Origin of the sequence: Streptomyces sp. NPDC006385 (genome assembly GCF_040612485.1) — a bacterium.
In the GTDB taxonomy this organism is placed as follows: Bacteria; Actinomycetota; Actinomycetes; order Streptomycetales; family Streptomycetaceae; genus Streptomyces.
Genome location: NZ_JBEXQG010000011.1, coordinates 158,107 through 169,548 on the forward strand (window position 1 = coordinate 158,107; position 11,442 = coordinate 169,548).

Genomic DNA, 11,442 nt, shown 5'->3' on the forward strand with positions numbered 1-11,442 from the left:
CCGGATCGGATCCGGGACCGGCCTGCATGCGCGCGTGGGACGCGGAAAGGACTACAGATCGACTTCCTTCATCAGCATCCCGACCTCGGTGTTGGACAGCCGCCGCAGCCAGCCCGACTTCTGGTCGCCGAGGGTGATCGGGCCGAAGGCGGTGCGCACGAGCTTCTCCACGGGGAAGCCGGCCTCCGCGAGCATGCGCCGCACGATGTGCTTGCGGCCCTCGTGCAGAGTGACCTCGACCAGGTAGTTCTTGCCGGTCTGCTCGACGACCCGGAAGTGGTCCGCGCGCGCGTAGCCGTCATCGAGCTGGATGCCGTCCTTGAGGCGCTTGCCCAGGTCGCGCGGGATCGGGCCGACGATGGCCGCGAGGTAGGTCTTCTTGACGCCGTACCGGGGGTGGGTGAGGCGGTGCGCCAGCTCGCCGTGGTTGGTGAGCAGGATGACGCCCTCGGTCTCGGTGTCGAGCCGGCCGACGTGGAACAGCCGGGTCTCGCGGTTGGTGACGTAGTCGCCGAGGCACTGGCGGCCCTCGGGGTCCTCCATCGTCGAGACGACACCGGCGGGCTTGTTGAGGGAGAAGAACTGGTACGACTGCGTCGCGACCGTCAGTCCGTCGACCTTGATCTCGTCCTTCTCCGGGTCGACGCGCTTGCCCTGCTCCAGCACGATCTCGCCGTTGACCTCGACCCGCGCCTGCTCGACGAGCTCCTCACAGGCACGCCGGGAGCCGTAGCCCGCGCGCGCGAGCACCTTCTGGAGCCGCTCGCCCTCCTGCTCGGCACCCGGGAAGGTCTTGGGCGGCTTGACGTCCTTCTTGCCCGCGTACCGCTCCCGGTTGCGCTCCTCGGCGCGCGCGTCGTACTCGCGGGAACTCGCCGGAGCCCAACGGCCCCGGCCGGTGCCTTGCTGCCGGCCCTGCTTGGGCCCGCCCTTGGCGCCGCCGCGCGCCGAAGCACCACGCCCCGACTTCGGGCCGTCCTGGGTGGCGCCGGGGCCCACGTCGTAGCGACGCTCCTCAGGGCGCGGCTTCTTCGGCCGGCCGCCCTGCTTGTCGTCGCGGTTGTTACCGGCGCCACGGTAATTACCGCGGCCACCGCTGCTTCCGCCGCGGCTGCCGCTGTTGCCACCACGGCTCCCGCCGTTGTTTCCGCTGCTGTTCCTGCCGCTGCTGCTTCGCATCAAAGTTCCGTCTGGTCGTCTACGTCGTCGGTACCCCGGCTCACCGAGGTGCCCGGACCGTCATCGGGAGCGTCCGGGTCGAACGACGGCACCCCTTCCTGGGTCTCGGCCTCGATCGCCTCCGCCTCCGGGAGGAAGGGCGCGAGCTCCGGGAGCTCGTCCAGACCGCGCAGGCCCATCCGCTCCAGGAAGTAGTTCGTCGTCCTGTACAGGATCGCACCTGTTTCGGGTTCCGTGCCCGCCTCCTCGACCAGCCCGCGCTGAAGAAGGGTCCGCATGACACCGTCGCAGTTGACTCCGCGGACGGCCGAGACGCGGCTACGGCTGACCGGCTGACGGTACGCGACGACCGCGAGCGTCTCCAGGGCGGCCTGAGTGAGGCGGGCCGTCTGGCCGTCCAGGACGAGGCGTTCCACGGCGGCCGCGTACTCGGGGCGGGTGTAGAAGCGCCAGCCGCCCGCGACGTACCGCAGCTCGAATCCGCGCCCCTGCACGGCGTACTCGTCGGCCAGCTCCCGCAGGGCGTCGGCGATCTGCCGGCGCGGCCGTTCCAGGAGCTTCGCGAGGCGCTCCTCGGTCGCGGGCTCGTCCACGACCATGAGCATCGCCTCCAGGGCGGGCTTGAGATCGAGGTCCGCGACGGTGCGCAGCCCGGCCGCAAGCCCGGTGGTCTCCTCACTCACGCCTTCTTCTCCTCCTTCGGCAGCTCCGGCGGCCGGTCGAACTCGTCGGTCACCTGGGGCGTCTCGTCCCCGTCCCCGCCGGTCCAGCGCACCAGGAGCTCTCCGAGGGCGGTCTCCTGGTCGAGGCTCACGGCCTTCTCGCGGTACAGCTCCAGCAGCGCGAGGAACCGCGCCACCACGGTGAGGGTGTCGTCGGTGTCCGCGACGAGGGTCCGGAAGCTGGCCTCGCCGAGTTCCCGGAGCCGCGCGACCACGATCCCGGCCTGCTCCTGCACGCTCACCAGCGGCGCGTGGATGTGGTCGACGTACACCTGCGGTTTGGGCTTGGGCTGCATCGCCTTGACCGCGAGCCTGGCGAATCCTTCCGCCCCGATGCTGATGACGACCTCGGGCAACAGCTCGGCGTGATGCGGCTCCAGCCCGACGGTACGCGGATGGCGCCGGGCCTCGTCGTCGAGCCGCCGGCTGAAGATGTCGGCGATCTGCTTGTACGCCCGGTACTGCAGCAGCCGCGCGAACAGCAGGTCCCTCGCCTCCAGCAGCGCGAGGTCGGCCTCGTCCTCCACCTCGGCGGCGGGCAGCAGCCGGGCCGCCTTGAGATCGAGCAGGGTGGCCGCGACGACGAGGAACTCGGTCGTCTCGTCCAGATCCCAGTCCGGCCCCATCGCCCTGATGTGCGCCATGAACTCGTCGGTCACCTTGGACAGCGCGACCTCGGTGACGTCGAGCTTGTGCTTGGAGATCAACTGGAGGAGCAGATCGAAGGGCCCCTCGAAGTTGGAGAGCCGAACCTTGAAGACACCGTCACCGGGTTCGTCGGGCGCGGCGGGCTCGGACTCAGGCTCGGCCTCGGCCGCTGGCTCGGGCTCGCGCTCGGCGGCGGAGACCTCCGGTGGTTCGGCAGCAGGCGGTTCCGTGTCATCGCCGCCGCCGATGTGCCCACCCGCAGACGCCGAAGACTCGGCCTCAGGCGCCGACGAGCTCTCCGCAGCGGGCGACCACACCGGCTCGACCCGCGGAGCGCCCGGCCCTCGCCCCAGCGCACGCCGACGACCACCGGAGGCACCGGCGCCAGGGGCGGGAACGTTGTTCGAGGTCATAGCCCCCGCAGGCTACCGCTACCGCCCGCGAAGCCGTCGTACGAGGATGCTGGCGTCTCCTCGGGTCTCCAGATCGGCGAGGACCACGGCCACCGCCTCGCGGACGATCCGCCCACGGTCGACGGCCAGCCCGTGCTCACCCCGGAGCACCAGACGCGCGTGCTCCAGATCCATGAGCTCCTCGGCGGAGACGTACACGGTGATCTTCTCGTCGTGCCGTTCGCGGCCACTGGGCCGACGCGAGGCAGCCCGTCCCCGCTTGCGCGGCGCGGCGGCGGAGGCCGTGGAAGCGGCGGCACCGGACCCGGCCGAACCCCCGGCGGCACTGGTGGACGCGCCGCCAGAACCTTCCTGCACACCCTGACGCCGCGCGGACCGCTCCGCGGCGGCGGCCCGGCTGCGCGACTCGCCGGCGTCGACGGACTCCGCGTCGGCCGCCACGTGCTCGGCGCCGTCGCCGTCACCGCCCTGCGCGGGCACCGACTGCGGCGCGTCCTCCGCGGCGGCGGCATCGCTCTCCCCCGCGGGAGCCGGCACCCGGGCCTCGCCGTTGGCCGGGCGCCGGGGAGTGGACGGCTGGAGCGCCATACCCCCTGTCGTGCGGAACAGTTCGTCGGCCCCCGGCAGACTCACTCGGCGTGACACCGGGCGAGCACCTCCCTGGCGAGCTGGCGGTAGGCGGCGGCACCGACGGAGTTGGAGGCGTACGTGGTGATCGGCTCGCCGGCGACCGTGGTCTCCGGGAAGCGGACCGTGCGCCCGATGACCGTGTGGTAGACGTGGTCGTCGAACGCCTCGACGACACGCGCGAGCACCTCACGGCTGTGCACGGTGCGTGAGTCGTACATCGTGGCGAGGATCCCGTCGAGCTCCAGCTCCGGGTTCAGCCGCTCCTGGACCTTCTCGATGGTCTCGGTCAGCAGGGCCACACCACGCAGCGCGAAGAACTCGCACTCCAGCGGCACGATCACCTTGTGCGCGGCCGTCAGCGCGTTGACGGTGAGCAGGCCGAGCGAGGGCTGACAGTCGATCACGATGAAGTCGTAGTCGGGCAGCAGCGGCTTCAGGGCGCGCTGGAGCGTCGACTCGCGCGCGACCTCCGACACCAGCTGGACCTCGGCGGCCGACAGGTCGATGTTGCTCGGCAGCAGGTCCATGTTCGGAACCGCCGTCTTCAGGAGCACCTCGTCGGCCGACATGCCCCGCTCCATGAGCAGGTTGTAGACCGTGAGGTCGAGCTCCATCGGGTTGACGCCGAGGCCGACCGAGAGCGCGCCCTGAGGGTCGAAGTCGACGAGCAGGACCCGGCGTCCGTACTCCGCGAGCGCGGCACCCAGGTTGATGGTCGACGTCGTCTTGCCGACGCCGCCCTTCTGGTTGCACATCGCGATGATCTTCGCGGGACCGTGGTCGGTCAGCGGACCCGGGATCGGGAAGTACGGCAGCGGGCGCCCGGTCGGGCCGATGCGCTCACGGCGCTGGCGGGCAGCGTCGGGCGCGAGCGTGGCCGCGTACTCGGGGTCGGGCTCGTACTCCGCGTCGGGATCGTAGAAGTGCCCTTCGGGCAGTTCGTCGTAGTCGGCGAAGTGGTTGTGGGGCGCGCCACTTCCGTCGCCGGCCATGGCGTTCACGTGATGGCCATCCATGCTCTGGTTTGCTGACAGAGCCGTGTGGGGGCTGGTCTGGCTCTGGTGGGCTGCGAAGGTTCGGACAGCGACGGAGCCGACAGCCTCGAATCCCGCGGGACCCTGGCCCCGTACAGGCATTCCTGGTTGACCACCCCCGGGAGAAAATGTCGACTCATTCACAAGTCGTCTTACCTCCTTGGTGACCAGGAAACTTCTAGACAGGTCAGCGTGGCACCATGCCGACGGTTGGCGACTCTATGGCGTGTCGGCGGTCCGCAGCAACACAATCCGCCGGACCGGGCAGATGTGTCGACAATGAAACATCCCGCTGTCAAGGGCGTACGGCCGTCGCACAGCAGGTTTCACCGGTGTACGAATCGGTCGAAGGGTTGCGTTCGAGGCGAGTTGACCGAGAGTCGCAAAGTGACCATACACACATCCGGCCGGACCTTTTCGGGCAAGGTCCGGCCGGGTGCGTACGGTTGACGACTGGTGTTGACGTATCGCCTTTACCAGAAAGTGACTTAGCCGAACGGCTCAGCCGAGCAGCGAGTCGAGCTCCACGTGCTCCAGCCCGTGCGCCTCCGCCACCTCGCGGTAAACCACCTTGCCGTCATGCGTGTTGAGGCCCTTGGCCAGCGCGGGGTCGCGGCGCAGCGCCTCCACCCAGCCGTGGTTGGCCAGCTCGACGATGTAGGGCAGCGTGGCGTTGGTCAGCGCGTAGGTGGAGGTGTTGGGCACCGCGCCGGGCATGTTGGCGACGCAGTAGAAGACCGAGTCGTGGACCGGGAAGGTCGGCTCGGCGTGCGTCGTCGGGCGGGAGTCCTCGAAGCAGCCGCCCTGGTCGATCGCGATGTCGACAAGGACACTTCCCGGCTTCATCCGCGAGACCAGCTCGTTGGTGACCAGCTTCGGCGCCTTGGCGCCCGGGATGAGGACGGCGCCGATGACGAGGTCGGCGTCGAGGCAGGCCTTCTCCAGCTCGAAGGCGTTGGAGACGACGGTCTGGATCTTCGTGCCGAAGACCTTGTCCGCCTCCTTGAGCTTGTTGATGTCCTTGTCGAGCAGGGTCACGTGGAAGCCCATGCCGATGGCGATCTGCGCGGCGTTCCAGCCGGAGACGCCACCGCCGATGACGACGGCCCGGCCGGCCGCCACGCCTGGGACACCGCCGGGCAGCACACCGCGGCCGCCGTTGGCGCGCATCAGGTGGTAGGCGCCGACCTGCGGGGCGAGGCGGCCGGCGACCTCGGACATGGGGGCGAGCAGCGGCAGGGCGCGGGAGGGCAGCTCGACCGTCTCGTACGCGATCGCCGTCGTGCCGGACTCGACGAGCGCGTCCGTGCACTCCTTGGAGGCGGCCAGGTGCAGGTAGGTGAAGAGGGTCTGGTCCTTGCGGAGGCGGTGGTACTCCTCGGCGATGGGCTCCTTGACCTTCAGCAGCAGGTCGGCGGTGGCCCACACCTCGTCGGCGGTCGGAAGGATCCGGGCGCCTGCGGCGACGTACTCGTCGTCCGTGATCGAGGAGCCGACGCCGGCGCCCTGCTCGATGACGACCTGGTGGCCGTTGCGCACCAGCTCGTGCACGCCGGCGGGGGTGATGGCCACCCGGAACTCGTTGTTCTTGACCTCGCGGGGGATGCCGACCTTCACGTCGATCACGGTCCTTGGCTCAGAGGGTGTAGGGCATTACATGACATACCCAGGCATGCAGGGCACACCGGGAGACACCGCAGGAGAAGGTGCGGCAGAGCCAGTCTAATGAAGGCGTTCCCGCTGTCTAGCCTTTCATTGCATCAATCTTCAGTGGATGTACTACGGATTTCGCAGGCGTTAGCGTCGTGTTCCGGCTCGAAAGTGCCTTGCTCGGGCCCCGGCACGGCCACATCGGGCTCCTCAGGCTCCTCCCCCAGCATCCGCCGGGCCGCCCCCCGGTGCAGCTGCGCCGCCGCTGGATCGCCGAGGCGCTCCAGGGTGTCGGCCAGCCGCAGGTACAGCGCCGCGTGCAGCCGGGGGTCCTCGGCACGCCGCGCCCACTCCACCGCCTCCCGGCAGGTGCGCAGCGACTCCTCGGGCCGCCCCGCGTACTCCTGCACCCGCGCCAGCTCGCTCAACGCCCGGGCATGACCGGCGACATCGCCGTTCTTGCGGTGCCCGGCGATCGCGGCCCGCCAGTTGCGCTGCGCCTCGCCGTACCGGCCCGCGTAGGTGTGCGCGGAGGCGATCCGGCCGTACAGCCGGGTGGCGTCCGCGCGCTCGTCCCGGGCCAGCCGCTGGGCCAGCGCCCGGCCGAACCAGTCGGCGGCCCGGTCGTAGTCCCCGAGCTCCAGGTGGGCGCCGCCTACGGATTCCATCGCGCGGCCGGTCGCGTACGGGTCGTCCGCCTCCCGTCCGGCGTCCAGCGCGGCCCGGTAGCGCGCCAGCGCCTCCCGGGTGCGCCCCGTGCGGGCGTCGACGTCCCCGAGGTTCAGCAGGGCCGCGGCCTTCTCGCGGGGCAGGTTCTGGCGCTCGGCCACGTCGAGGACCAGGCCGTGGATGTCGTACAGGTCGCCGGCGGCCGCCTGGGTGCCGACATGCGCGACCAGCGCCCTGACCAGCTGGGACATCAGGCGCCGGGCGAGGGTGTCCAGCTCCCCGTCGGCGACCGCGGCACGGGCCGAGGCCAGCAGGGCGGGCCTGCGGACGCTCAGCCAGTCGGCGGCCGCCCGGGGGTTGGGGAAGCGCAGGGCGCGGGGCATCTCCAGGAGCTTCTGACGGGTCTCGGGGCTGTCCGTCTCGGTGATCGCCCGGCAGGACTGCAGCAGCCGTACCGTCCGCTCCAGCATCCGGGCGCGCGCGAGCTGCACCTCGGCGGGGCGGTCCTGGGTCTCGGTGAGCGCCTTGAGGTGGGCGTGCAGGCAGGCCGGAACCTCGTACTGCGGCATCGGCGAGTCGACGGTGTGCAGCAGGCCGAGGGCGGCCAGGTCGTCCAGAGTGGTGCGGGCGCCGTCGACCGAGGAGCCGGCGAGGGCGGAGGCGTTGTGCGGGTCGACGAGGCCGCCGGGGGCGAGGGAGAGCAGGCGCAGCATCCGGGCGGCGGTGGTCGGCAGGGACGCGTAGACGAGCCGGAAGATCCGGCCGAGCGGTGTGCCCTCCTCGCCCTCGGCGCGCAGTTGCTTGGCGAGGTCGGCGACGGCCGACTTGGGGCGGGCGGCGAGCCAGCCGCCCGCCAGCCTCAGCGCGGCGGGCTGTCCCTGGCACACCTCGACGAGGCCTTCGGCGGACCTCGGGTCGACGGTGATGCGGACCGAGCCTGTGTGCCGGGACAGCAGCTCCACCGCCGACTTGGTGTCCAGGCCGCCGAGTGTGCAGGGGCGAACGTCCGAGATCCCGGTCAGCGGCCCGCCGGAGACCGCGACGACCAGGCACCGCGGGGTGTCCGGCAGGAGGGCGTCGACCTGCTCGGCCTCGGCGGCGTCGTCCAGCAGGAGCAGCACCCTGCGCTCGGCCAGGGCCTCGCGCAGGGACGCCGTGAGGTCGTCCTCGGCGGCGCCGGGCGGGGTCGGCCGGTCCAGGGCGGTCAGCAGCTCGCGGGCGACGCGCCCGACGGGGACGGGACTGCCGTCCGGCTCACTCAGACGGGCACGCAGCACCCCGTCCTGGTAACGGTCCGCCACCTGCCGTACGAGTTCCTCGGCGAGCGCGGTGCGGCCCGAACCGGGCCGGCCGGCGATGAGCAGGACGCGCGCGCGTGGCGCCTTGCGACCGGAGAGGGTGTCCAGGCCCGCACGCTCGATGTCGGCGCGCAGCTCCTTCAACTCGCGTGTGCGGCCCAGGAATCGGCTGTCGACGGAAGCCTGCGCCGACACCTGTACGCCGCCTGTGTCCACCACCTGATCCGTCACGGGCCACGCTCCCGTCCCACCACACGCGCAAGCCCGCCGGGACTCCGGTTCGGGCGTGTTCAGAGCCTAGTTCACGCTCTGCTACGTTCCGTGCGGAGCACGACGGACGCGTCCCCCGATCGGATCAGCCGATCTTCACACCGGAGGGTGTATGTGCGTTCAGGACTCGAAGGGACGCGCGGGCCACGGCGCCTCCGCCGGGCGCAGCGCGTCGAGCCCGTCGCCGTTCCGCGCGGCGACCAGTGACAGCACGCCCACGACGAGACAGTTGTTGTGCAGTTCGCCCGCGAGCACGCCCCGGACGAGCTCGTCGACCGGCACGCGCGCGTGCTCCATGTCGGCCTCCTCGTCCTCCACCTCGAAGCGCTCGCCGTCCGCCTCGGACAGATCACGGGCGAGGAAGATCCGTACGGCTTCGTCGCAGCCGCCGGGAGTCGTGTACACGTCCGTCAGCACCCGCCAGTCCTCGGCCTTGACGTGGGCCTCCTCGTACAGCTCGCGCTGGGCGGCGTGCAGCGGGTTCTCGCCGGGGACGTCGAGCAGACCGGCCGGGATCTCCCACAGCTTCTGCCGCACGGGGTGGCGGTACTGCTTGATGAGCAGGACGCGGTCCTCGCCGTCGAGGGCGACGACGGCCACCGAGCCGGGGTGGACCTGGTAGTCGCGTCGCACCACCGAGCCGTCGGGCATGACCACGTCGTCCGTGCGGACGGAGGTCTTGTTGCCCACGAAGGGCGTGTCCGTCGCCCGGATCTCCCACTCCTGCGGGGTGTCCTTGATCGTCATGCCCTGCCCTTCCACGTGCGCAAAGAAGACCGGGGTGCCCACCTTTGAAGGTTTGCACCCCGGCCACCGTACAACTCTCGTGTTACTTCGAATTCTTACGCTCGACAGCCGCCTTCACGAGCCCGGCGAACAGCGGGTGCGGACGCGTGGGACGCGAGCGCAGCTCGGGGTGGGCCTGGGTGGCCACCAGGTAAGGGTGGGTCTCGCGCGGGTACTCCACGTACTCGACGAGCTTGCCGTCGGGCGACGTCCCGGAGAACACGATGCCCGCCTTCTTCTCCAGCTCCGCCCGGTAGGCGTTGTTCACCTCGTACCGGTGACGGTGCCGCTCCTCGACGTACTCCTTGCCGTCGTACACCTCGCGCACGATCGAGCCCTCGGCCAGCTTGGCCGGGTACATGCCCAGCCGCATCGTCCCGCCCATGTCGCCCTCACCGGCGACGATGTCGAGCTGCTCGGCCATGGTGGAGATGACCGGGTGGCCCGTGGCCGGGTCGAACTCGGTGGAGTTGGCGTCGGAGATGTCGGCGAGGTTGCGCGCCGCCTCGATCACGATGCACTGCAGGCCCAGGCACAGGCCGAGCAGCGGGATCTTGTTCTCGCGGGCGTACTTGATCGCGCCGACCTTGCCGAGCACACCGCGGTCGCCGAAGCCGCCGGGGATGCAGATGCCGTCCACGTCGCCGAGCTGCTGGGCGGCGCCGGCCGGGGTCTTGCAGTCGTCGGAGGTGACCCACTTGATCTTCACGCGCGCCCGGTTGGCGAAGCCGCCCGCGCGCAGCGCCTCGGTGACCGACAGGTAGGCGTCGGGCAGGTCGATGTACTTGCCGACCAGCGCGAGGGTGATCTCGTGGTCGGGGTTGTGGACGCGGTCGAGCAGGTCGTCCCAGGTCGTCCAGTCCACGTCACGGAACGGCAGGTCCAGCTTGCGGACGACGTAGGCGTCCAGGCCCTCGCCGTGCACGGTCTTCGGGATGTCGTAGATCGAGCGGGCGTCCGGGCAGGCGACCACGGCCGCCTCGTCGACGTCGCACATCAGGGAGATCTTGCGCTTGATCGCGGTCGGCACCTCGCGGTCACAGCGCAGCACGATCGCGTCCGGCTGGATACCGATGTTGCGCAGCGCCGCGACCGAGTGCTGGGTCGGCTTCGTCTTCAGCTCACCCGAGGGGCCGATGTACGGCAGGAGCGAGATATGCACCACAAAGACGTTGTCCCGGCCGACCTCGTGACGGACCTGGCGGACGGTCTCCAGGAACGGCAGCGACTCGATGTCACCGACCGTGCCGCCGACCTCCGTGATCACGACGTCGACCTCGTCCGTCGCCATGCGGCGGATGCGGTGCTTGATCTCGTTGGTGATGTGCGGGATGACCTGCACGGTGTCGCCCAGGTACTCGCCGCGCCGCTCCTTGGCGATCACGGTGGAGTACACCTGGCCGGTGGTGACGTTCGCGGAGCCGTCCAGGTCGCGGTCGAGGAAGCGCTCGTAGTGGCCGATGTCCAGGTCGGTCTCGGCGCCGTCGTTGGTGACGAACACCTCACCGTGCTGGAAGGGGTTCATCGTGCCAGGGTCGACATTGAGGTACGGGTCCAGCTTCTGCATGACGACGCGCAGACCCCGCGCCTTGAGCAGCATGCCGAGGCTGGAGGCCGTCAGGCCCTTCCCGAGCGAGGAGGCGACACCCCCGGTGACGAAGATGTGCTTGGTCGTCGTGGCTGTGCTGTTTCGAAAAGCAGCGGGCGGCATGGCCAAAGGGGGGCTCCCGTGGTCGCGGTCTGGGGTGCGGTGCGGCTGCCTGGCCGGAGAAATGTCCGAGGTCGCCGTCGCTGCGGTTCGGGGGTTCTTCGCCCACCGGTCCACGGGCTACCAGGGTATCAGCGACCGGAGGGCATGGCTTCCGGCCACGCTCCGCACACGAGCCGCCACGAACCTCCACGGACGCCTCGGTTTCTCACCCCTTGCTCACCCGTTCGGCCGACCCGGGTTGCCCGGAGCGGCACGCAGATCATCTACGTGCGTCGTATCCTGCTCGGACATTCGCTGCCGAGCCCGGCCGGCAAACACGGCACCACCCCCGCCCGTCACACCCGGAACAACGAGAGCTCGTCAGTTCGTTGAGCAGAGATTGTTGAGAAGAGACTGTCGTTTTGCCTCACGGCCGAGACGACTGCTTTGCTT

The 11,442-nt window shown here is 70.3% G+C and carries 9 protein-coding genes; all 9 read right to left on the reverse strand.

What is annotated here, in order from left to right:
* Positions 1-51 precede the first annotated feature (51 nt).
* The 9 genes from ABZ078_RS11940 to ABZ078_RS11980 all read right to left on the reverse strand — a co-directional run bounded on the left by ABZ078_RS11940 (position 52) and on the right by ABZ078_RS11980 (position 11,010).
* Positions 52-1,179, reverse strand: coding sequence for a pseudouridine synthase (locus tag ABZ078_RS11940; protein WP_356574205.1), 1,128 nt, complete (start codon positions 1,177-1,179; stop codon positions 52-54).
* A complete protein-coding gene (gene scpB / locus ABZ078_RS11945; protein ID WP_356574207.1) occupies positions 1,179-1,862 on the reverse strand; it encodes an SMC-Scp complex subunit ScpB in 684 nt (227 codons plus the stop codon). Before scpB ends, ABZ078_RS11940 begins: the two co-directional genes overlap by 1 nt.
* Positions 1,859-2,962 (reverse strand): segregation/condensation protein A, encoded by a 1,104-nt coding sequence (locus ABZ078_RS11950; protein ID WP_356574209.1) that lies wholly within the window; start codon positions 2,960-2,962, stop codon positions 1,859-1,861. The genes scpB and ABZ078_RS11950 overlap by 4 nt, the downstream gene beginning before the upstream one ends.
* A gap of 18 nt (positions 2,963-2,980) precedes the next feature.
* On the reverse strand, positions 2,981-3,607 hold the full coding sequence (locus ABZ078_RS11955) for a hypothetical protein (RefSeq protein ID WP_356574211.1): 627 nt from the start codon (positions 3,605-3,607) through the stop codon (positions 2,981-2,983).
* A complete protein-coding gene (locus ABZ078_RS11960) occupies positions 3,592-4,728 on the reverse strand; it encodes a ParA family protein (protein ID WP_078504310.1) in 1,137 nt (378 codons plus the stop codon). The genes ABZ078_RS11955 and ABZ078_RS11960 overlap by 16 nt, the downstream gene beginning before the upstream one ends.
* A 399-nt stretch (positions 4,729-5,127) precedes the next feature.
* Positions 5,128-6,252 (reverse strand): alanine dehydrogenase, encoded by a 1,125-nt coding sequence (gene ald / locus ABZ078_RS11965; protein ID WP_356574213.1) that lies wholly within the window; start codon positions 6,250-6,252, stop codon positions 5,128-5,130.
* Between the two features lie 134 nt (positions 6,253-6,386).
* A complete protein-coding gene (locus tag ABZ078_RS11970) occupies positions 6,387-8,474 on the reverse strand; it encodes a tetratricopeptide repeat protein (protein WP_356574215.1) in 2,088 nt (695 codons plus the stop codon).
* 159 nt (positions 8,475-8,633) lie between these two features.
* Complete coding sequence (locus ABZ078_RS11975) at positions 8,634-9,260, reverse strand: NUDIX hydrolase (protein WP_356574217.1); 627 nt, start codon at positions 9,258-9,260, stop codon at positions 8,634-8,636.
* An 82-nt stretch (positions 9,261-9,342) separates the two neighbouring features.
* A complete protein-coding gene (locus ABZ078_RS11980) occupies positions 9,343-11,010 on the reverse strand; it encodes a CTP synthase (protein ID WP_356574219.1) in 1,668 nt (555 codons plus the stop codon).
* Positions 11,011-11,442 lie beyond the last annotated feature (432 nt).

Excerpts from the sequence above, each read along its gene's own strand:
- ABZ078_RS11940 (WP_356574205.1), bottom strand. The coding sequence starts at position 1,179 with ATGCGAAGCAGCAGCGGCAGGAACAGCAGCGGAAACAACGGCGGGAGC.
- ABZ078_RS11950 (WP_356574209.1), bottom strand. The coding sequence starts at position 2,962 with ATGACCTCGAACAACGTTCCCGCCCCTGGCGCCGGTGCCTCCGGTGGT.
- ABZ078_RS11975 (WP_356574217.1), bottom strand. The coding sequence starts at position 9,260 with ATGACGATCAAGGACACCCCGCAGGAGTGGGAGATCCGGGCGACGGAC.
- ABZ078_RS11980 (WP_356574219.1), bottom strand. The coding sequence starts at position 11,010 with ATGCCGCCCGCTGCTTTTCGAAACAGCACAGCCACGACGACCAAGCAC.
- ABZ078_RS11960 (WP_078504310.1), bottom strand. The coding sequence starts at position 4,728 with ATGCCTGTACGGGGCCAGGGTCCCGCGGGATTCGAGGCTGTCGGCTCC.